Annotated in this window: 20 protein-coding genes, 1 tRNA gene and 1 pseudogene; 11 read left to right on the top strand and 11 right to left on the bottom strand. The window is 73.1% G+C overall.

Going from position 1 to position 20,717, the window contains the following annotated elements; translation table 11 throughout:
• A complete protein-coding gene (locus AC2H4J_RS08365) occupies nt 1–591 on the top strand; it encodes a biliverdin-producing heme oxygenase (RefSeq protein WP_487464405.1) in 591 nt (196 codons plus the stop codon).
• A gap of 8 nt (nt 592–599) precedes the next feature.
• Here AC2H4J_RS08365 and AC2H4J_RS08360 read toward each other — a convergent pair whose 3' ends face one another.
• Entirely contained in the window at nt 600–896 is a 297-nt protein-coding gene (locus tag AC2H4J_RS08360; protein ID WP_487464404.1) for a hypothetical protein, read from the bottom strand.
• 131 nt (nt 897–1,027) lie between these two features.
• A complete protein-coding gene (locus tag AC2H4J_RS08355; protein WP_487464403.1) occupies nt 1,028–1,879 on the bottom strand; it encodes a polysaccharide deacetylase family protein in 852 nt (283 codons plus the stop codon).
• Nucleotides 1,880–2,146: 267 nt separating this feature from the next.
• On the opposite strand from AC2H4J_RS08355, the gene AC2H4J_RS08350 reads away from it, so the two are divergent.
• Together AC2H4J_RS08350 and AC2H4J_RS08345 are read left to right on the top strand one after the other, a co-directional pair.
• Nucleotides 2,147–3,889 (top strand): S8 family serine peptidase, encoded by a 1,743-nt coding sequence (locus AC2H4J_RS08350; RefSeq protein ID WP_487464402.1) that lies wholly within the window; start codon nt 2,147–2,149, stop codon nt 3,887–3,889.
• A gap of 4 nt (nt 3,890–3,893) precedes the next feature.
• Nucleotides 3,894–6,533, top strand: a complete 2,640-nt coding sequence (locus AC2H4J_RS08345; RefSeq protein WP_487464401.1) for a putative bifunctional diguanylate cyclase/phosphodiesterase — start codon at nt 3,894–3,896, stop codon at nt 6,531–6,533.
• A gap of 7 nt (nt 6,534–6,540) precedes the next feature.
• Here the strand turns inward: AC2H4J_RS08345 and idi are convergent, their stop codons facing one another.
• Nucleotides 6,541–7,077 carry an isopentenyl-diphosphate Delta-isomerase gene (gene idi, locus AC2H4J_RS08340; RefSeq protein ID WP_487464400.1) on the bottom strand — a complete coding sequence of 179 codons (537 nt, stop codon included), beginning with the start codon at nt 7,075–7,077 and terminating at the stop codon, nt 6,541–6,543.
• A gap of 91 nt (nt 7,078–7,168) precedes the next feature.
• Between idi and AC2H4J_RS08335 the strand changes: the two genes are divergently transcribed.
• Both AC2H4J_RS08335 and AC2H4J_RS08330 read left to right on the top strand, forming a co-directional pair.
• The gene (locus AC2H4J_RS08335; protein ID WP_487464399.1) at nt 7,169–7,738 is read left to right on the top strand and encodes a PadR family transcriptional regulator; all 570 of its coding nucleotides are present in this window, start codon (nt 7,169–7,171) and stop codon (nt 7,736–7,738) included.
• Between the two features lie 22 nt (nt 7,739–7,760).
• Nucleotides 7,761–8,591, top strand: coding sequence for an alpha/beta fold hydrolase (locus AC2H4J_RS08330; RefSeq protein WP_487464398.1), 831 nt, complete (start codon nt 7,761–7,763; stop codon nt 8,589–8,591).
• A gap of 298 nt (nt 8,592–8,889) precedes the next feature.
• On the opposite strand, the gene AC2H4J_RS08325 is transcribed toward AC2H4J_RS08330, so the two are convergent.
• The gene (locus AC2H4J_RS08325) at nt 8,890–9,240 is read right to left on the bottom strand and encodes a VOC family protein (protein ID WP_487464397.1); all 351 of its coding nucleotides are present in this window, start codon (nt 9,238–9,240) and stop codon (nt 8,890–8,892) included.
• 53 nt (nt 9,241–9,293) lie between these two features.
• Between AC2H4J_RS08325 and AC2H4J_RS08320 the strand changes: the two genes are divergently transcribed.
• Nucleotides 9,294–10,370 carry an NAD-dependent epimerase/dehydratase family protein gene (locus AC2H4J_RS08320; RefSeq protein ID WP_487464396.1) on the top strand — a complete coding sequence of 359 codons (1,077 nt, stop codon included), beginning with the start codon at nt 9,294–9,296 and terminating at the stop codon, nt 10,368–10,370.
• A gap of 196 nt (nt 10,371–10,566) precedes the next feature.
• Here the strand turns inward: AC2H4J_RS08320 and AC2H4J_RS08315 are convergent, their stop codons facing one another.
• The 3 genes from AC2H4J_RS08315 to AC2H4J_RS08305 form a co-directional block, all read right to left on the bottom strand.
• Complete coding sequence (locus AC2H4J_RS08315; RefSeq protein ID WP_487464395.1) at nt 10,567–12,042, bottom strand: ATP-binding protein; 1,476 nt, start codon at nt 12,040–12,042, stop codon at nt 10,567–10,569.
• A 347-nt stretch (nt 12,043–12,389) separates the two neighbouring features.
• A complete protein-coding gene (locus AC2H4J_RS08310; protein WP_487464394.1) occupies nt 12,390–12,977 on the bottom strand; it encodes a PaaI family thioesterase in 588 nt (195 codons plus the stop codon).
• 77 nt (nt 12,978–13,054) lie between these two features.
• Entirely contained in the window at nt 13,055–14,272 is a 1,218-nt protein-coding gene (locus AC2H4J_RS08305; protein ID WP_487464393.1) for an acyl-CoA dehydrogenase family protein, read from the bottom strand.
• Nucleotides 14,273–14,428: 156 nt separating this feature from the next.
• Here AC2H4J_RS08305 and AC2H4J_RS08300 point away from each other — a divergent pair, with 156 nt between their 5' ends.
• Nucleotides 14,429–14,884: an STAS domain-containing protein gene (locus AC2H4J_RS08300; RefSeq protein WP_487464392.1), complete on the top strand. Its 456-nt coding sequence runs from the start codon at nt 14,429–14,431 to the stop codon at nt 14,882–14,884.
• Nucleotides 14,885–14,891: 7 nt separating this feature from the next.
• Here the strand turns inward: AC2H4J_RS08300 and AC2H4J_RS08295 are convergent, their stop codons facing one another.
• Nucleotides 14,892–15,746 (bottom strand): aldo/keto reductase, encoded by an 855-nt coding sequence (locus AC2H4J_RS08295; RefSeq protein ID WP_487464391.1) that lies wholly within the window; start codon nt 15,744–15,746, stop codon nt 14,892–14,894.
• A 56-nt stretch (nt 15,747–15,802) separates the two neighbouring features.
• Between AC2H4J_RS08295 and AC2H4J_RS08290 the strand changes: the two genes are divergently transcribed.
• Nucleotides 15,803–16,408: a histidine phosphatase family protein gene (locus tag AC2H4J_RS08290; RefSeq protein WP_487464390.1), complete on the top strand. Its 606-nt coding sequence runs from the start codon at nt 15,803–15,805 to the stop codon at nt 16,406–16,408.
• On the opposite strand, the gene AC2H4J_RS08285 is transcribed toward AC2H4J_RS08290, so the two are convergent.
• Complete coding sequence (locus AC2H4J_RS08285) at nt 16,386–17,531, bottom strand: EAL domain-containing protein (RefSeq protein ID WP_487464389.1); 1,146 nt, start codon at nt 17,529–17,531, stop codon at nt 16,386–16,388. The genes AC2H4J_RS08290 and AC2H4J_RS08285 overlap by 23 nt on opposite strands.
• A 135-nt stretch (nt 17,532–17,666) precedes the next feature.
• Between AC2H4J_RS08285 and AC2H4J_RS08280 the strand changes: the two genes are divergently transcribed.
• Nucleotides 17,667–18,281 carry a TetR/AcrR family transcriptional regulator gene (locus AC2H4J_RS08280; protein ID WP_487464388.1) on the top strand — a complete coding sequence of 205 codons (615 nt, stop codon included), beginning with the start codon at nt 17,667–17,669 and terminating at the stop codon, nt 18,279–18,281.
• Between the two features lie 56 nt (nt 18,282–18,337).
• Here AC2H4J_RS08280 and AC2H4J_RS08275 read toward each other — a convergent pair.
• Nucleotides 18,338–18,748, bottom strand: a pseudogene (locus AC2H4J_RS08275) (DUF427 domain-containing protein); the annotation flags it as partial.
• A 79-nt stretch (nt 18,749–18,827) separates the two neighbouring features.
• Nucleotides 18,828–19,058, bottom strand: a complete 231-nt coding sequence (locus AC2H4J_RS08270) for a DUF3618 domain-containing protein (RefSeq protein WP_487464387.1) — start codon at nt 19,056–19,058, stop codon at nt 18,828–18,830.
• A gap of 89 nt (nt 19,059–19,147) precedes the next feature.
• On the opposite strand from AC2H4J_RS08270, the gene AC2H4J_RS08265 reads away from it, so the two are divergent.
• Together AC2H4J_RS08265 and AC2H4J_RS08260 are read left to right on the top strand one after the other, a co-directional pair.
• A tRNA-Leu gene (locus AC2H4J_RS08265) sits at nt 19,148–19,228 on the top strand.
• A 141-nt stretch (nt 19,229–19,369) separates the two neighbouring features.
• Nucleotides 19,370–20,686, top strand: a complete 1,317-nt coding sequence (locus AC2H4J_RS08260) for an aromatic acid exporter family protein (protein ID WP_487464386.1) — start codon at nt 19,370–19,372, stop codon at nt 20,684–20,686.
• Nucleotides 20,687–20,717 lie beyond the last annotated feature (31 nt).

Raw genomic sequence — 20,717 nt, 5'->3', positions numbered from 1 at the left:
ATGGCTGCGGAACCGGACGTGCTGCACCTGCTGCGCGCCGGTACCGCGGCCGAGCACGAATCCCTGGAGCGCACCCTCGATCTGCTCGACCCGGGGTTGGGCCGGTCCCGGTTGATCGGCGTGCTCGACCGCATGCACGGGTTCTGGCGGACCGCCGAGCAGGGGCTCGACGAGTGGGCCAGGCACGAGCCCGCGGACGCCGAATCGGTCACGTGGACCGCCCGGCGGAGGGCGGACCTGTTCGCGGCCGATCTGCGCGCGCTCGGGGCCGTCCCCGCCGACGGCGAGCCCGTGCTCGCAGCGGTCACCGGCACCGACGAGGCGCTCGGCCGTCTCTACGTCCTCGAGGGCTCGACCCTCGGCGGCACGTTCATCGACCGCCACCTCGCGACGCTGCCCGGTCTCGACGGCGTCCGGCTGCACGCCTTCTGCCCCTACGGCGCGCGGACCGGCGCGATGTGGCACGCCTTCCGCCGGGCCACGCGGGCACGGGTGGCCCGGGGCGGTGATCCGGCGGTCATGCTGGCCGCCGCGACGAACACCTTCCGGTCCCTCGCCGCGTGGTGCCGCCCCGCGCCCGTCGCGCTCTGAGGGGCGGGCTATTCCAGATCCGGCGCGGTGAACCGGGGCGTCAGACCGTCGTCCGGATCGCCGCCCTGACCGGGCAGCGGCCCGTCGTCCTCCGCCGCGCGCAGCTGGGCCAGCGACTCCTCGACGGAGGGCTCGCGCAGACCCTTCGCATCCCGCTCGAGCGCGGCGAGCAGGCGCTCCTCGTCGGGGGCCAGATCCCCGGGACCCAGGTGACCTCCCGGTTCCCCGGCGTCGGAGCCGGAGTCCATCCCGCTCTCGGGAAGCGTGCTGTCGGGGTCCGTGCCGTCCCGGCCGGCCATGCTCATGCTGCCCTCCTCATCGGCGCGCTCGCCCGAGGGAAGTTCAGACCCAGCACGACCCGGCCCGCGACGCCGTCCCCCCGGCTGCTGCCCCTCAGCCTTCAGGACTTCGCGGCTGCGCGCCTCTCGGGACGGCGTCAACCGGGGGCGGCACGACCCGTCGCGGCGGCCCCGCGCAGCCGCTGCGCCGGGGTGGCCCACACGTCGGCGAGGGTCACGGTCCGCAGCCCGCGCTCCGCGATGATCGCCAGCAGATCTCCGTACACCGTGGTGACCGCCGGGTGGTTGGCGTGCCCGACGACGATCCGCCCGGCGGTGAACCACTGGCGCGCCGCGGCGAGCACCTCCTCGGCGGTCAGCACGCGGGAGTCCTCGAGGGTGCCGTTCCACATCGCGATCGTCGGGTGTCCGAGGTCCGCCGCGATCCGGTCGATGCGCTCGTTGCGTGCGCCGTACGGGGGCCGGAGGAACGGGCTGTCGCGGACGCCGAACGTGGTGCGCAGGAACGCCTGGTTCCGGCGGATCTCGTCGGCCGCCTCCGCGTCGCCGAGGGTGGTCAGGTCGGCGTGCGACCAGGTGTGGTTGCCGAACGCCACCTGCCCCGCGTCGACCAGGGGCCGGAGCTCGGCCGCGTTCTCCGCCCACGACCTGTAGCAGCCGTTGGGGAAGAAGGTGAGCCGCACCCCGCTGTCCTTCGCGAACGCGGCGAAGGCGGCGACGACCTCGGTGCTCGTGCCGTCGTCGACGGTCAGCGCCAGGTCGGCGCCCGGTTCCGGCAGCGCGCGGACGACGCCCACCGGCGGGGTCGCCGGAACCCGGCCGGGCGGGCCCGCGGAGTGGACCGCGGCAGCCGGAACGGGCGTCCGCCGAGGGGGAACCGGCGCCGGCCGAGGGGCGGCGCGCACGTGCACCGGATCCGGCATCTCGTGGCCCACCGCAACGCACGCCAGGCCTGCGGCGAGGGCGACGAGGAACTGTCTGCGTTCCACCGCGGGACCGTAGATCCGCAGGTCAGCACCGCGCGGCAGCACCGCCAGGACGCGCCGAAGAGGTTCGGAGGGTCATCGGACGACTCCGGTACGTAATCACAACCGTCACCGTGCGCTATATCAAAGCCACGCAGCGTCGTGATCTGGACCTCACCCCGTCGGGGGGACCTTGGCGCACTTCATGTACTCGGTCCATTCAGCTGCTCACACTCCGTGTCGAAGTAATCACGCACAAGGAAGTCCGAGTTCCACAAGGAGGTGCACTGCATGATCAGCAATCAGCGGGGATCCACCGCTCCGGTTGCGCCGGACTACGGCGTCACCTGGGGCGGAGTCCCCTTCGCGCGACGGGCCATGACCGTCGCTGCCGCCACGTTCGTGGTGGCTGGGCTGGCCGCTCCGACCGCCGCATCCGCGGCGACCACGGCGACCGCCTCGTCGGCCGACAAGGTGTCGGTCATCGTCCGCGAGCTCGACGGTGCCGGTAACGCGCCCGAGCGCGCGGTGTCGGCATTCGGCGGTTCCGTCGGACGCGAGCTCGGCATCATGGGCGGGTTCACCGCCAAGGTGCCGGCCGACCGTCTCGACGCGCTCCGCGGTGTCGCGGGCGTCGCCTCGGTCACCGAGGACGCGGGGCTCGCTCTGCAGAGCACCGATGTCGAGTCGCAGGTGGCCCAGGCCGGCTCCATGTACACGCTGGCGAACCAGGTCACCGGTGCCTCGGCGATGTGGGATGCCGGCTACACGGGCAAGGGCGTCGACGTCGCGGTCATCGACTCGGGCGTCGTCCCGGTCGACGGCCTGAAGGGCAAGATCGTCAACGGCCCTGACCTGACGATCGAGAACAACGGCTCGACGAAGAACCTCGACACCTACGGTCACGGCACGGCCATGTCCAGCATCATCGCTGGGCGCGACACCGCCGCGACCACCGTCAGCGGGAACAAGACCGACTTCGTCGGCATGGCTCCCGACTCCCGGATCGTCAGTGTCAAGATCGCTGACGCCCAGGGGCAGACCGACGTCTCGCAGGCCATCGCGGCCATCGACTGGGTGGTTCAGAACCGCAACAAGAACGGTCTGAACATCCGGGTGCTGAACATGTCGTTCGGCACCGACGGTGTCCAGGACTACCTGCTCGACCCGCTGGCCTACGCGGCCGAGCAGGCCTGGCACAAGGGCATCGTCGTGGTCGTCGCCGTCGGCAACGAGGGCTTCAGCACGAAGGTCAACAACCCGGCCTACGACCCGTACCTGATCGCCGTCGGCAGCAACAACGCCAACGGCACGGCCACCACGGCGGACGACGTCATCTCCTCGTTCTCCAACAGCGGCGATGGCACTCGCCACGCCGATCTCGTCGCTCCTGGCGAGAAGGTGGTCGGCCTGCGTGCGGCCGGGTCCTACCTGGACCAGACGTACCCGGCTGCCCGCATCGGGGAGCGGCTCTTCCGTGGCAGCGGCACCTCGCAGGCTGCCGCCGTGGTCTCGGGTGCCGCGGCGCTGCTCATCTCGCAGCGTCCGTCGCTCACCCCGGACCAGGTCAAGGCTCTCCTCACCGGGTCGGCTTCGGCCGTACCGGGCGCCACCACGGCGCAGCAGGGCGCGGGTCTGGTGAACCTGGCGAAGGCCAAGGACACCGCCACCCCGGCGAACGCGAAGCAGTCCTTCGCGGTCTCCACGGGTGTGGGTTCCCTGGAGCTCTCGCGTGGTTCGGTCCACGTCAAGGTCGGGGGCCGTGAGGTCCGCGGTGAGGTCGACGTCCGTGGTCGGAGCTTCAACGCTTCGAACTTCGCCGCCGGTCTCAAGAACGGGACGAACTGGAACGGCGTCACGTGGTCCGGGGTCACCTGGTCCGGCGTGACCTGGTCCGGCGTCACGTGGTCCGGGGTCACCTGGTCCGGCGTGACCTGGTCCGGCGTCACGTGGTCCGGGGTCACCTGGTCCGGCGTCACGTGGTCCGGGGTCACCTGGTCCGGCGTGACCTGGTCCGGCGTCACCTGGTCGTGACCTGATGACGACGATGACGAACGGCGCTCCCGCCGTGCAGAACAACCTGCTGGGCCGGCTCACGCCGTCCCAGCGGATCATGCTGCTCACTGCGACCGTGGCAGTGGCCGCGGTGGCGCTGTTCGTCATCGTCGTCCGCTCGCTTCCCGGAGCCCCCACGGCCCTGAACCTGCCGTGGGTGCTCTGGGCGGCGGCCTTCGCCGCCGGTGAGGTGCTGGTCGTCCACTGGCAGTGGAAGCGCGACGCCCACAGCTTCTCCATGGGCGACCTCGTGCTGGCCGTCGCGCTCTTCCTGGCGACCCCGGTCCAGCTGGTGACGGCGATGGCGCTCGGCGCCGGTGCCGCGCTCCTGCTGCACCGCCGTCAGACCGGCATCAAGCTCGTCTTCAACGTCGCCGAGTACGCGCTGAACGCCGGCGTCGCGCTCGTCGTGTTCCACACCCTGTCGGCCGGGCTCGGCAGCCACCTCGACTGGCTGGCCGCCCTGATCGCCGTCCTGGCCGCGACCCTGACCGCCGACATCTGCATCTTCGGCATCATGATCATCCTCGAGGGCCGCGCCGACCTGCGGCAGCTCGTGGAGCTCCTCGGCCTGTCCGTCCCGTTCGCGCTCGGCTCGGCGGGCATGGGGCTCGTCGTGGCGCGCACCGTCGTCAACGACCCGGCGGCGCTCGCGCTGCTCGCGCTCCCGACGATCCTGATCGTCGTCGCCTACCGCGCCTACACGGGCGCCAAGGAGCAGCAGGACAACCTGCGGCTGCTGCACGAGGTGACGTCGCTGCTGCACGCCGGCGACACCCAGGAGGCCCTGGGCGACTTCCTCGACTCGGTGCGCTCGGCCTTCCGCGCCGAGATGGCCGAGCTCGTGCTGCTCGGCCCCGCCGGCCGCGACGGCGCGACCGTGAGCCGCAGCCGCGAGGGCGAGGACGCCGTCGTCATGGCGCACCTCGAGGACCCCGAGGAGGCCCACCGCCTCCTCCGCCTGGCGACCGCCTCCGGGGCGCTGACCACGCGCACCGGCACCGGCACCGGCACCCACCTGGACACCTACGCCGCCGGCCGGGGCGTGAAGGACGCCGTCGCCGCGGCGCTGCGCACGGAGGACCGCGTGCACGGGCTGCTGCTCGTCGGTGGCCGCATCGGTGACGTCACCACCTTCACCTCGCGCGACCTCGCGCTGCTGGACACCTTCGCCCGGCACGTCGCGACCTCCCTCGAGCGCGGACGCCTGGAGGAGAACCTCCGCCAGGTGACCGACCTCAAGGAGCAGCTGCGCCACCAGGCCATGCACGACCCGCTGACCGGGCTGCCCAACCGCACCCTGTTCCTCGACCGCGTCCGGCACTCGGTCGACACCGCGGGCCGCACCGGCATCTGGCCGGCGGTGCTGTACCTCGACCTCGACGGCTTCAAGCCGGTCAACGACACGTTCGGGCACGAGGCCGGCGACGTGCTCCTGCGCACGGTCGCCGACCGGCTGCGCGGCTGCCTGCGCCCGGCCGACACCGCGGCCCGGCTCGGCGGTGACGAGTTCGTCGTCCTGCTCAACGGGCCGGTCGACAGGTTCGGCGTCGCCCGCGTCGTCGAGCGCGTCCGTGCGCAGCTCGACGTCCCGATCCTGCTCGGCGACGGCGTCGTCACCACCGTGGGCGCGAGCATCGGTGTCGCCCTGGGCGACATGACGACCGACGCCGACGGGCTGGTCCGCAAGGCCGACATCGCGATGTATGCGGCCAAGCGCGCCCTGAGCAGCGACTTCCTCATCTACGAGCCCGGCCTGGGCGACACGGCGGTCAGCCGCACGGACTCGACCGCCGAGCTGGCCGCCGCCATCCGGGCGGGCGAGATGCGCACGGTCTACCAGCCGCTCATCGACATGCGCACCGGTCGCCCCATCGGCGCCGAGGCCCTGGTCCGCTGGGAGCACCCGGTGGACGGCCTGCGGTCGCCCGACCAGTTCATCGGACTGGCCGAGGACAGCGGCCTGATCACCGAGATCGGCGCCCTGGTGCTCAACGACGCCTGCTTCCAGGCCGCCCGCTGGGTCGCCGAGACGCCGGGCCACGACGACCTGCTGGTCACCGTGAACCTCTCGGCGCGGCAGGTGGCCGACGACGCGATCGTCGACCAGGTCCGGGCCGCGCTGGACGCCTCCGGGCTGGAGCCGCACCGGCTCGTCCTCGAGATCACCGAGACCGTCCTCATGCACGACCGGGACGCCGCCGCCGCCACGCTGTGGCTGCTCAAGGGCCTGGGCGTGCGCATCGCGATCGACGACTTCGGTACCGGGTACTCGTCGCTGGCCTACCTGCGGCGCTTCCCGATCGACATGCTCAAGGTCGCCCGCGAGTTCGTCGACGGCCTCGGCCGCGACGCCCACGACGACGTCATCACCCGCGCGATCGTGGAGCTGGCCAACACCCTGGGCCTGCTCACCGTCGCCGAGGGCATCGAGACCGAGCAGCAGTCGGAGACGGTCGCCGCGCTGGGCTGCGACATCGCCCAGGGCTACCTGTTCTCGCGGCCGATCGAGGCCGACGCCGCCAGCGCGGTCATCTCCGCGCGGCACTGGCCGGCCATCGCCTCGCCGGTACGCACCGCCATCGATGCGGGACCGCACGCGGAGCTCGCGTCGGCCAGCTGACCACCGGTCAGGCCGTGGGCAGCAGACCCTCGGCCTCGATCAGCATCGCCTGCTCGCGGCACCACGGCGACCAGGCGTCGTCGCCCTCGGCCTCCTGCCGCGCGCGGAAGGCCGACCACTCCAGCAGCGCCCACTCCCCCACCTCGGTGGCGTCGGGCGCGGGGGTGCCGACGAACCGGCCGACGTAGACGGGGCAGATCTCGTTCTCCACCACGCCGCGGAACTCCGCGCGGTACCGATAGCCGGGCAGGACGGGGCGGACGTCGGCGACCTCCAGGCCGAGCTCGAACCGGGCCCGCCGGGCGATCGCGGTGGCGTCGTCCTCGCCCGGCCCGGGGTGGCCGCACACCGTGTTGGTCCACATCCCGGGGAACGTCTGCTTGCCCGCCGCGCGGCGGGTGACCAGCAGGCGGCCGGCGTCGTCGAAGAGGTAGGCGGAGAAGGCCCGGTGCAGCGGCGTCTCGCCGTGGTGCACCAGCCGCTTGGGCATGCTGCCGATCGCCCGGCCCTCGTCGTCCACCAGGACGATCAGCTCCTCGGTCACTCCCCCATCGTGACAGCCTCTCGCGAAGGCGATTGACGAATGACAGTAGCGATGTATCGTTACTGTCATTCGATACAACAGGAGGCAATCCATGCACCCCCATTCCGAGCACGACCGAGGTGGCCCGTTCGCCGGCCACCGCCACCACCACCCCCGCGGGGGTCGCCCCTTCCCGCCGGAGGGCCCGGGCGTCCGCCGGCACCGCGGCGGACGCGGACGAGCGCCACGCGGCGACGTCCGGGCCGCCACCCTGCTGCTCCTCGCCGAGCAGCCGATGCACGGCTACCAGCTCATGCAGGCGATCGCCGAGCGCAGTGGCGGCCGGTGGACCCCCAGCCCGGGGGCGATCTACCCGACGATCAGCCAGCTGGAGGACGAGGGCCTGGTCACCGTCACCGCCGACGCCGGCCGCAAGCTGGTCACGCTCACCGACGCCGGCCGCGAGCACGTCGCGTCGCTGGGAAACCCGTTCGAGAGCTTCCCCGCCGGGAATCCTGCGACCGACCTGCGCGCCCTCGTGGAGCAGCTGCACGGCGCGATCCGCCAGGTGGCCCGCACGGGCACCGAGGCCCAGCGGACCGCCGCCGCCGGCATCATCGCCGACGCGCGCCGCGCCCTGTACCTCCTGCTGGCTGACGGACCCGGGACGTCGGACAGCTGATCCCTCGCGGCAGGATGACGCCGTGGACAGCTTCCGGCGCGACGGCCTGACCTTCGACGTCCGGGACGCGGGACCGCCCGACGGCGAGCCCGTCGTCCTGCTGCACGGCTTCCCCCAGGACTCCCGGGCCTGGGACGGGGTGGCACCGGCGCTGCACGAGGTGGGCCTGCGCACGCTCGCGCCCGACCAGCGCGGCTGCTCGCCGATGGCGCGCCCCCGCGGTCGCGGGAGCTATCGCCTGCGCGAGACCACGGCCGACGTCCTCGCCCTGCTCGACGCCGCCGGGCTGGAGAGCGCGCACGTCGTCGGCCACGACTGGGGCGGCATGGTCGCCTGGGCGCTGGGAGCCTGGCACCCCGACCGGGTGCGCACGCTCACCGTGCTGTCGGTGCCGCACCCGGCGGCGATGGCGAAGGTGATGGTGACCAGCGACCAGGCGTTCCGGTCGTACTACATGCTGGCGTTCCAGCTGCCGGTCCTGCCCGAGCGGCTGCTGCTCTCCCGCGGCGGGGCACCCTTGCACCGGATGCTGCGTGGCGGAGGCCTCTCCCGCGAGGCAGCCGCGCACTACGTGTCCCGCATGCGCGAGCCGGGCGCACTGAGCGCGATGCTCGGCTGGTACCGAGCGCTGCCGCTGAGCGGCGGCGACCGGGTGGGCACCGTGCGGGTGCCGACGCTGCACGTGTGGAGCACCGGCGACGCCTTCCTCGGCCGCGCCGGCATCGACGCCACCGCCGCGTTCGTGGACGCCCCGTACCGGCTGGAGGTGCTCGAGGGCATCTCGCACTGGATCCCCGAGCTCGCCCCCGACCGCGTCGGCGAACTGGTCACGGCCCACGTCACCACCCCCTAGGGACTTCCGGTACAGAAAGTCCCGGGAGGACGGCGGCGACCGACCTGGTCAGCCCGCCGCGGGCCCGGCACAGTGACCGGCCATGACCCTGGATCCCGTGGAGACCAACCCGGACCACTACGCGGTCGTCTTCGAGAACGAGCGGGTGCGCGTCCTCGAGTACACCGACCGGCCGGGCTCACCGGCTGGCTGCCCGCCCAGCGGTAAGAGGACCCGTCCCTCTCACCACTCGCAAGCTCGCGGCGAGCCTCCGGACGGGGCCATGCGCGCGGGGACTGCAGCTCCTCGGCCGGAGTGACTACAGGTCGAACGCGGTGGGGTGGCGCGCCTCGTAGATGCCGAGCCGACCGCCGCCGGGCAGCACGATCGAGGCCAGCCGACCCCAGCGCTCGTCGCTGATCGGCCCCTCGAACGACACGCCTTTCGCGGTCAGCTCGGCGACGCTCTCCTCGATGTCGTCGCACACGAGGTAGAGCTCGGTGGCCCCGGAGACTCCCGCGGGGTGCACCGCCACCTCGGCCGGGGGCAGTTGCAGGATCAGCCAGCCCCCACCGGCGTCGGCCGTCGGGAGATCGAGCAGCTCCCGCAGGAATGCCCGGTCGGCGTCGGCGTCGGTGCTGTAGAGGATCACGTGCGCGCCGCGGATCATCCGCTCAACGTAGGCGCCCGGTTGCCGGCCGGCGCTGCGGGTAGCGGCCGCTCATGGCTGAGTTCACCAGCGACCGACTCCGTGGCCTCACGGTCGCCGTCACCGGCGCCAGCGGCAACCTCGGGACGGCGCTGCTGCGCCGGCTGACCGCGCCGGACGCCGGCGTCGCCGAAGTGCGCGGGCTGGCCCGCCGGCAGCCGCCGGACGTGCCGCCGTATGCCGGAGTCAGGTGGTACCTGGCCGACCTCGGCGAGCCGTCCAGCGAGACGACGCTCGCCGAGTTCGTGGGCGGCGCCGACGCGGTCGTGCACCTCGCCTGGGCGCTGCAACCCGGTCGGCACCCCGGGGACCTGCGACGGGTGAACGTCGACGGCACCCGCCGCGTGGTGCGTGCCGCCGTGGCAGCCGGAGTGCCCCACGTCGTGCACACGTCGTCGATCGGCGCCTACGCCCCCGGTGCGGTCGGCCGGCGCGTGACCGAGGACTGGCCCACCACCGGCATCCCGAGCGCCCAGTACAGCCGCGACAAATCCGAGGCCGAGCGGGCCGTCAGCGAGGTCGCCGCCCGCCACCCGGACATGACGCTGAGCGTCGTCCGGCCGACCCTGGTCCTGCAGCCCGACGCCGGCAGCGAGATCGGCCGCTACTTCCTCGGCCCGCTCGTCCACGGGGCGGCGCGGCGGCTGCCCGGGCCGATCGCCCGACTGCTGCCCCTCCCCCTGCCGCAGCTGGCGGTGTCGTTCGTGCATGCCGACGACGTCGCCGACGCCCTGGTGCGGATCCTCGACCGGCGCGCGCCCGGCCCGTTCAACCTCGCGGCCGAGCCGCTGATGGACGCCGGGGCGCTGGCCCACGCCCTCGGGACGCGGCGCGTGCCGATACCCGCGCTGGCCGTCCGGACGGCGGTGCAGGCTGCCTTCGCCGCGCACCTCATCCCCACCGAGCCCGGCTGGGTCGACATCGGCACCCGGGTGCCGGCGCTGGACACCACGCGCGCCCGCAGGCTGCTGGACTGGGCGCCGGTGCACCGCGGCGACGAGGTGTTGCGGGACTTCGTCGCCGCACTCGGCCGCGGCGAGGGCGGCGCCGGGCCGCTGCTGCGCCCGGCGGGCACCCCGCTCACGCCCTGAGCATCGAAGTCCGTGGCGGTGGCCTGAACCCGCCTCGCTCGCGGGCCGCCGACCCCGCGCACGAACCCGACGTCGGCGGCACCGGCGCGGGGTCCGTACACGCGAGCCGCCGCGCGACCACCGGAGCCACCCTGCGCCGCGGCGTCCGCGGTCGGCCGGCGGCTACGTGGCGAGGAGAGCGGCGCGGGAGGGGCCCTCAGCCCGGCGCGCTGCCGAGCAGGGTGCGGGTCATCGCGTTGCGCGTGTCGAGCAGTTCCTCGAGAGCCACAGTCAGGTCCTCCGCCGACACCGTCAGATCGTCGTCGGCCGTCCTGGTCGCGGCCAGCAGAGCGGCCCGGCGGAGCAGCTCTTTCAGGAAGGACGCCGTCACCCCGTCGGTCCTGGCGATCACGTCGTCCAGTCCCGTGGTGTCGACCGTCAGGGCGCCGCGGTAGAGCTCGAAGAGCGCCCGCCGGGCCGACGCGCCCGGCAACGCCATCTCCACCGCCTGGTCGACCCGTCCCGGGCGGGCGGCCAGCGCGGGCTCGAGGAGGTCCGCCCGGTTGGTGGTCAGGACGAACACGACGTCGGCGTCCTCGGCCAGGCCGTCCATCTCGTTGAGCAACTGGAAGAGCAGCGGGTGCTGCCCCGGGTGCATTCCCCGGTCCTCGGCAATCAGATCGACGTCCTCGATGACGAGCATGGCGGGCTGCAGGGCACGGGCGACCGAGCAGGCCTCGGCGACCAGATGCATGGCGTTGCCGGTGAGCTCCAAGACGGTCGTGCCCGCCAGTTGGCTGGTCAGGAACCGGATGGTGTGTGTCTTTCCCGTCCCGGGCGGCCCGTAGAGCAGCAGTCCGCGCTTGAGGTGCTGCCCGGCCGACAGCAGCCGATCCTTGTGTCGCGCCACCTCCACGACCTGGCGCTGCACTTCAGCGATCGTCTCCGGCGGAAGGATCAACTGGTCGGCTGACATCGTCGGTCTCCGGTGGAACTGCAGCAGCGACCGACCATGGCCGAACACGTCCGTGCCGAAGGAGAGGACCTGTCCACGGAACACGTTGTGCTCGAGGCCTGCGGACCGGATCTCCGCGGCGGCTGCCGTAGCCGCATCCGCATCGGTGCTGAGAATCTGCACCGACACCATGTCCTGCCCCATCTCGGGCGCTGACCCGCGCAGCAGGATCGCCGTCCGCCTGTCCCCCTCCGTCACGAGGTAGAGGCCGCATCGGACGCAGGGCCGCACCTTCCCGTCAGGGCCTGAGGCGAGGTTCACGCTGGACGGATTGCCGGGTCGTAGCCCGTAGGACTGGGAAGGATCAGCTCCCATCGAGAGGAGGTCGCCGATCCCGAAGATCACGTGCTGGAAGCCGGCGATGCCGACCAGGCGCCACGTCCGACCGCCGTCGGCCAGCCAGGCGTCCAGTCCGGCCTGGACGTTGACGTGGTCGTAACCGGGCCAGGTCTCCTCGACGACGTCCAACGCGGCGGCCTCAGGACCGAGGTGGTCGGTCAGGACTCGGGAGAGCGAGGGCCGTTCATCGGCCCGGGCGGCGTCGACGACCGCGCGCACGCCTCTGCGCGCCAGCCGGCCCACATCGGCCCATTCCGGCCGCAGCGATGCGTCGGCCGCGACATCGGGACCGGGAACGGGCCCGTAGGACACCCATCCGCGCTGCACAGCCAAGGACATCCCTCCCAGATGGTGGGAGGCGGACAGTAGCGGAACCCGGGGGACTCGGACACTCCCCCGGGCGGCGTCATCCCCGGACGAGGCGGTCGGATCCCGGGCGATCTCGGCGAGCGGGGGCCTGCGACTCGGCGGTCTCCTTCTGCGGCCGGTTGACCACCGGTGCGGTCGCGCCCGTCCCGACCCGGGTCGCGCACCAAGCCGCGCGCGGCGCGGTCGCGGCCGCCGACGGGGCCGGATGCTCCGGCCACCACGTGCCGCGACCGTCGAACGCGTGCGTCGTCAGCTCGTCGCGCAGGCCAGGATCTGCGGCGACCGGCCGGCGGCCCAGCGGACGACGACCGTGCACATCAGTCGGTCCTGCTGGTCCAGGCGGCGACGTCGCGGCCGGTCCGCGCGAAGACGTCCGCGGCGCGCTCGGGACGCAGCGCGACGAACAGGCCCTCCGCCTCGGCGAGCGTCGTACCGGGGTCATCCTCCGCCACGAGCCGTCCGCGGGCCGTCGTCCGCCGTCCGTCGGTGGTGCCCAGTTCGGCGGTGGCGAGGAGCGGGACGCCCAGCCGCACCGGGCGGCGGTAGGTGACGGTGAGCGTCGCGGTCAGGCCGCCGCGGCCGGCCGCACGGATCGCACGGGCCAGCACGTGGTCGAGCAGCGTGGCGACGACGCCGCCGTGCACCAGGCCGGGCGGCCCCTCGTGCGCCTTGCCGAGGGTGACCCGGCCCTCCGCGCGGCCGTCGGGTGAGTCCGAGGCGACCATCGGCGGCGCAACGGGGTTGCCGGGCCCGTAGACCGGGCTGTACCAGCGCTCGCCGATCTCCGGGTCGTCGACCGACGCGATCTCGTGCAGGTCCCGGCTCTGGGCGCGCAGCCGCGCGGCCAGCGCACGCGCGGACTCCGCCGCCTCGGCCAGTTCGGGCAGCGGGACCTCGGTGCGCACAGCGGCGTCGACCAGCTCCCGAAGTGCGGCCCCCAGGTCGCCGACCGACGCGCGACGGGTCTCCCGCTCGTCGGCGTTCAGCGGCCCTCCTGCAGGGTCCCGGCCCGAGCTTGCGAGGGCTGGGGGGCAGGAGGGTCCTTTCTCATGCCGGCCTCCCGCAGCAGCGCGCCGCCCACGATGACCCGCTGCACCTCGCTCGTGCCCTCGTAGAGCCGGAAGAGCCGGGCGTCGCGGTAGAAACGCTCGACGGCCGTCGTCCGCAGGTAACCCATCCCGCCGTGCACCTGCACCGCCCGGTCGACCGCCCGGCCCACCATCTCGGTGCAGAACAGCTTGGCCGACGACGGCCCGACCGAGGTGTCCTCGCCGCTGTCGTAGGCGGCCGCGACCTCCCGCACCATCGCCCGGCCGGCGAGCAGCTCGGCGTGCATGTCGGCGAGCATCGCCTGGACCAGCTGGAACCGGCCGATCGGTGCGCCGCCCTGCTTGGCGGTCGCCGCGTAGGTCACCGACTCGTCGAGCACCCGCTGGGCCATGCCGACGCAGAGCGCCGCGATGTGCAGCCGGCCGCGCGACAGCACGGTCAGCGCCTTCGCGTAGCCGCGGCCCTCCTCCCCGATCAGCGCGGAGGCAGGCACGCGGACGTCGTCGAAGAAGACCTCGGCGGTCCACGCCCCGGACTGGCCCATCTTCTTGTCCCTGGGACCCACGGTGACCCCCGGTGTGGCGGTCTCGACGACGAAGCTGGAGATGCCGCGGCCGCCGCGCTGTTCGGGGTCGGTGCGGGCGAAGACGACGAACAGGTCGGCCAGCGGGGCGTTGGTGATGTAGCGCTTGCTCCCGTTGATCACCCAGTCGTCGCCGTCACGGCGCGCCGTCGTCCGCAGCCCCGCGGGGTCGGAGCCGGCCTCGGCCTCGGTCAGCGCGAACGAGCCGATGAGCTCACCGGCGGCCAGCCGCGGGAGATAGGCCCGCTTCTGCTCGTCGCTCCCGAACTTGGCGATCACCTGGCCGGCGATGCCGTTGTTGGTGCCGAACAGCGAGCGGAACGCCGGCGTGGTGTAGCCGAACTCGAACGCCAGCTGGACGTCCTCGCTCATCGTGACCCCGAGCCCGCCGTACTCCTCGGGCAGCGCGTAGCCGAACAGGCCCATCTCGGCGGCCTGGGCTCGCAGCTGGTCGGGGATGCGGTCCTCGTCCTCGATCTGCTCCTCGCGCGGTATCACCGAGTCGCGCACGAGCTCGCGTACGGCGTCCCGGACCTGACGGAAGTCTTCGGCGTCCACGCCGGACATCGTGACGTGTGCCGCCCGGGGCCGCCGCCGGGGGGCGGTGGGAAACTTAACGGAGTCATACGGTTGCGCTCCGTTGTGAAGAGCGGTCCGTCCGGGCTAGCCTCCAAATACGGTCCCTCGAGTACCGGGAGGCCGCCCCCACCGACCGGAGGCCTGGTGTCGCTCAATGTCGCGCTCGTCCCGGGCCCCGACCAGGTGGTGGTCCGGTTCACCGGTGAGGCGGACCTCGCCACGGCTCCGGTCATCACCGAGGCCCTCGAGCAGGCCGCGCTGCTGGGCACGCGCCAGGTCGTCGTCGACGTCGCGACCACCAAGTTCTGGGACGTCTCCGGACTGCACGCCCTGGTGGAGTTCACCCACGAACTGGCGCGGGGTGACCGGTCGTGCCGGATCGTGGGAGCTCTGTCAGCCACCCGCCGGCTGATCGGGCTGGCCGCCCTCGGCGACCTGCTCGTGCTCGACGGGGCGACGCCGGCGCCGCCACGCCGCCCGGTCAGCCGACCCCGCGCGGGGTTGGTGCCCCGCCGCCCGGCGGGCGAACAGGCCACCCCGGCGCGCGGTGCGCAGCCGCCGGTCGCTGCCGGAGGGCTGCCGCACCGCGAGCGGGGTTAGTCCGCTCCTACGCGAGGGCGTCCAGGCGGGCCATGTCCTCGTCGGAGAGGGTCAGCGCGGCCGCGCCCATGTTCTCGGTGAGGTGGTCGACGGACTTGGTGCCGGGGATGGGCAGGACGACCGGGCTCTTCTGCAGCAGCCAGGCGAGTGCCACCTGGGACGGCGTGGCGTCGAGCTCCTTCGCGATGTCGGCGACCGGGCTGTCGGGCGCGGCCAGGTTGCCCGTGGCGATCGGGAACCACGGGATGAAGCCGATGTTCTCGGCGGTCGCGTAGTCGAGCACGTCCTGGCTCTTGCGGTTGGTCAGGTTGTACAGGTTCTGCACGCTGACGATCTCGGCGATCCCGCGGGCCTCGGTCAGCTGCTCGACCGAGACCTCGGACAGGCCGATGTGCCGGATCTTGCCCTCGTCCTGCAGCTCCTTCAGCGCGCCCAGCTGGTCGGCCAGCGGCACGTCGGGGTCGATCCGGTGCAGCTGGAACAGGTCGATCCGCTCGAGCTTGAGGTGGCGCAGCGACAGCTCGGCCTGCTGCTTGAGGTAGGCGGGCCGGCCGACCGGTGTCCAGACGTCGGGGCCCTGGCGGGTGAGACCCGCCTTCGTGGCGATGACCAGGCCCTCCGGGTAGGGCTGCAGCGCCTCGGCGATGATCTGCTCGCTGACCAGAGGGCCGTAGGAGTCGGCGGTGTCGATGAAGTCGACGCCCTGGTCCACCGCTGCGCGCACGACGCGCAGTGCGCCGTCACGGTCGGCCGGTTCGCCCCAGACCCCGGGCCCGGGCAGCTGCATGGCTCCGTAGCCGAGGCGGTGGACGGGCAGGTCCCCGCCGATGCGGAAGGTGTCGCTCAGGTGCGCAGTCGTCATGCCAGTGGGCAGCGCACGACTCGTCGCCGGTGTTCCCGACGGTGTTCGATGTCCCGATGGGCGAGATCATCGGTGGGCGGGTGGGGGAGATCGTGGTGGTCCGGCACGGCGAGACCGAGTGGAGTCGCAGTGGGCAGCACACCGGCGTGACGGACCTGCCCCTGCTCCCGGACGGCGAGGAGCAGGCGCGGGCGCTGGGAAAGTCGCTGGCGGGTCGGCGGTTCGTCGACGTCTGGGTGAGCCCGAGGCAGCGGGCCCGGCGGACGGCGGAGCTCGCCGGGCTGACACCCACGGCCGTGGTCGACGACCTCGTCGAGGTGGACTACGGCGGGTACGAGGGCCGGACGACGGCGGAGATCCGCGAGGAGCTCGGCTATCCCTGGACGCTGTGGAAGGACGGCACCGTCCCCGGCGCCACCCCCGGGGAGACGCTCGCGCAGGTGGCGGAACGGGTCGACCGGGTGCTCGCACGGGTGAGCCGGCGGCTGCCGGACGGCGACGTCGCGCTGTTCGCCCACGGCCACGTGCTGCGGATCCTCAGCGCCCGCTGGCTCGGGCTGCCCCCCGAGGACGGCGCCCTGCTGCCGTTGCGCGCGGGCAGCTACGGCGTCCTCGGCTACGAACGCGAGCGGCAGGTGCTCAGCGCGTGGGCGCTGCAGTGACCTCTGCCGTGCCCACCTCCACCGGGCGCGCCGGCTGCCACCGCCCCTCGGGCTCCTCGGCCGGCGGCTGGGGGCGCACCGGCCGGCCGAACAGCCAGCCCTGACCGAGGTCGGCCCCCAGCGCCGTCACCTCGTCGGCCAGCCGTTCGGTCTCGACGCCCTCGGCCACGACGACGGCGCCCAGTGAGTGGGCGAGGTCGGTGACGGCCTTCAGCACGGTGCGGGCGCCGTCGTCCGGGAGCTCGTGGACCAGCGCCTTCTTCAGCTTCACCACCTCGGGCCGGACGGCGGCCAGCAGCGACAGGCTCGACCAGCCGGCGCCGACGTCGTCCAGGGCGACCCGCCACCCCAGCGAGCGGTAGTGGTCCAGGATGGACACCAGGTGGCCGCGGTCGGCGATGGCGTGCGACTCGACGACCTCGAAGACCAGCTGACCGGGCCGGATCTCGGTCTCGTGGACGACCCGCTCGGTGCTGGCGAGGCAGACCTGGGGGCGGTAGATCGAGAGCGGGTTGAAGTTGACGAACAGGTCGTCGTCCCCGAGCCAGGGCACGGCACCGGTGATCGCGGACTCGCGGCCGATCCGGTCGAGCCGGTGCAGCCAGCCGGCCTGCTCGGCGACGAAGAAGAGGTCGCCCCCGCCGACCTCGCGGCCGTCGACGACCCCGCGCAGCAGCCCCTCGTGGGCGACGGGAGACCGGTCGGTGAGTGACACGATGGGCTGGTAGACCGACCAGAACTCCGCGTCGACGAGCACGCCGACCTCGACGGTCACGCCGCGGCGGGCCAGTTCGACGGCGAGGGTCGGGGCGGTCAGCAGGCGCGCGGTCAGGGCGGCGCCCTCCCCCGGCGGGTCGGTGACAACGCGGAGCGCCTCGGTCTCGGCGGCGGTGAGCTCGCGGGCCAGGATCTGGAAGAGGCGGTCCAGGCGGCGGCCGCCCCGGTCGTCGAGCAGGTCGAGCAGCTGCGGCGAGGAGTAGACGGTGAGGCCCAGCGCCGTGGCGATCCGGGCGACGCTCGGCAGCAGGTGGCCGATGGGGGTGGCGATCAGGGCACGGGTCGCCGGGGCGGGCATCTCCCAGTTCTGGCGGCAGCTGCACACCCCGCCGCAGGTCGTTCCCACCCCCGCAGGATGACTCACCGCTTCCCGGCTTCCTCCCAGGCGCGCGGCGCACGGTGAGCACTTCCGGGTGGACTCACAGTTCCTTGTGCGCGAAGTTCTGGAACGTTCCTACCTTTAGTGTCTAAGGTCTGCCCCATGGCCGTTCTCTCCACGACCGAGATTCCCCGCCCGAGCCGCGGCGGGCGCCCTCGCGACCCCAGTCGCGACGGCGTCATCCGGGCCGCGATCCTCCGCCTGCTGGCCGATGTGGGCTACGGCGCGCTGACCATGGACGCCGTCGCGTCCGAGGCCGGGGTCGGCAAGGCGACGATCTACCGACGCTGGCGCACGAAGCAGGATCTCGTGGTCGACACGATCTCCGACCTGAACCGGGCCGGGTCGACCGCTCCGGACACCGGGTCGGTCGCGACCGACCTGCGCGAGATGATGCACCAGATGGTCGCCCTGATCTCGGGGCCGACCGGGGCAGCGACGCTGTCGCTGCTGTCGACGATCCCGCACCAGCCCGCGCTGGCCGAGGCCTTCCGGCAGGGGCCGCTGGCCGTCTGGCGCCAGGCCTACGACGACATCTGGCAGCGGGCCGAGGCACGCGGCGAGGTGCGCCCGGGGCTGAGCCGGTCGATCGTCGCCGAGACCACCAGCGCCCTGCTGGTGCAGCGCTGGCTGCTCACCGGGGAGCCGGTGGACGAGGCCTACGCCGACGAGGTGCTCGAGTCGGTCGTGCTGCCGCTGGTGCGCGCGGCCGCCTGATCTACCTGCACGAACGCCCGGTCCGGTTCTCCGGACCGGGCGTTCTGCTTCCCCGGCTACCAGCCGAGGGTGCCGGGCTCACCCTTGAACGGGCCGACGACCTCGTCGGTGATCCAGCCCCCGTAGAAGCCCCCGGCCTGTGGGCGGGCCGGCGTCCCGTCCACCAGCGCGCGATCGACCTTCCCGGGGTAGAACGCGACCGCACCGGCCAGGTGCTCGAACCCGGGGCTCGGCTGCTCGTAGGACCAGGCGGCCTGCGGCACGCGCCGCTCCCCGACGACGACGTCCCAGTACGTCGCCGCGCCCTTCCACTCGCACCACGACCCGCCCGGCGCCTGCACGAGAATCCCGTCGGCGACGTCGACGCGAGGGACGTAGTACACCGGTGGGTGGCTGGTCTCGCAGACGCGGACCGCCCGGCGGGTGTCGGCGATCGTCCGGCCGCCGATCTCGACGACGACGTGCCGGCCGGTGACCTCGGCCGACGGCGGCCGCGGGTAGTCCCAGACCGACTCCTGGCCGGGACCGACCGGGTCGCGCCGCTGCTCAGTCGTTGCGGTGCCGGATCTTCTGGACGACCTTCCAGGTGACCAGCAGGCCGATCGCGCCCACCGTCGCCATGCCGGCCGGGGTCTGCAGGAACCGCTGCACGGCGTCCTTGCCCTGGGCCTTGAGGCGGGTGGGGCTCGTCCGGTAGGTCAGCTGGTCCAGCGTGGCGGCCAGCGACTCGCGGGCGGCGTCGATCTCGAGCTGGATCTGTCGTGGGTCGCGAGGCACGGCGACAGCCTGCCAGACGAACTGCAGCTCAGCTCACCGGCAAACCCTCGGAACACCCGCGAGGGCTACTCCTACACTCCGGAACCAACGCGGGAGTGGTGTAACGGCAGCCACGCCAGACTTAGGATCTGGTGCCTTCGGGCGTAGGGGTTCGACTCCCCTCTCCCGCACTCGGTTCCATCATCCGGCCCGGTCCCGGCGGGCGGCGGCCGGCCGATGTCGGCGCTACTGTCCGGGTGCGGGTCCGGAACGTGTGCTGCCCGTGCCCCGAGCGGCGGGAGTTGTTGCCTCATGGAGTTCCCGACGGGCGGATGACCGGATCGCCGACCGTGCTCCGGCGCGCCGAGCGCCTGCGCAGCGCCGCTCTCGACGCGCTGCCGTCACGGGTGATGGGGCTCTTCCGGCGCGGCCGGATGGCGGGCCTCCGGACGGCCAAGACCGTCCTGGCCGCCATGCTCGCCTTCGCGGCGGCGGACTGGCTGCACACCAGCAGCACGCCGGTCCTCGCACCGCTGACGGCGCTGCTCGTCGTCCAGTTGACGATGTACGAGACGGTCACCGCCGGCTGGCAACGCATCCTCAGCGTGGTGTCCGGCGTGCTCGTCGCCTATCTGTTCGCGCGGGTGACCGGGCTGACCTGGTGGAGCCTCGGACTGGTGGTGGCGATCTCCCTGGTGGCGGGCAGGCTCCTGCGGCTGGGGGACAACCTACTGGAGGTGCCGATCAGCGCGATGCTCATCCTGGCGGTGGGCGGGGCCGGCACGGCCGCGACGGGCCGCATCGTGGAGACCCTGGTGGGGGCTGTCGTCGCCGTCCTGGTCAACCTGCTGATCGCACCGCCGCTCTACGTCCAGCCCGCGAGCCAGGCGATCGCCGAGCTCGCCGACCGCTTGGCCAGGTTCAGCAGGTCGCTGGCCGAGGCGGTGTGCCACGAGTGGTCGCGGGAGACGGCGCACGCGCAACTGGAGGAGGCGCGGTTCCTCAACGTGGAGGTGAGCCGCGCCGACCGGAACCTGGCCCAGACCGAGGAGAGCGCCCGGCTGAACCCGCGCGGCCGCATAGCCCGTGAGGCGCGGCCCCGGCTGCGCGGCACGCTGACGGCGCTCGAGCACGTGCAGGTGGCGCTGCGCGACCTCGCCCGAACCCTTCTGGACCGCACATTCTTCGTGCCCGAGGAGGAGGCCTCGGTGGCCTACTCCTCCGAGGCCCGGGCCGCGCTCGCCCACGTCCTCGACGCGTTGGCCACTGCACTCGAGGACACCGGTGCGGTGGTCCGCGGAGGTGGCACCACCGAGGTCGCGGCCGGCCGAATAGCGACGCATCTGGAGACTCTGGAGAACTGGCGGAGCCAGTTGAGCGCAGTGCTCCTGGTCGACCCGCAGGCCGACCCGGCCGCGTGGGTGCAGCACGGCGCGCTCCTGACCGCCATCGATCGACTGCGCGTGGAACTGGAGACCGCCCTCCGTCCGTCGCTGGATCCCTGGCGCCCCGCACCCCTGGCCGCCCGGCCACGTCAGGCGGTCCGCCGGGCCCTCACGACCGCGGCGCGTCAGCCGGGGCGGACAGTCGTCGCCGGACGACGGGCGAGGGACGCGGCGGCCCGGCTGACCCACCGCCACGACGGCTGAGGAGACCGCGGCGACCGTCGCTACCCCCGGC

Source organism: Blastococcus sp. OS1-29, from assembly GCF_057628075.1.
This window is presented reverse-complemented; position numbering and strand designations above follow the sequence as displayed.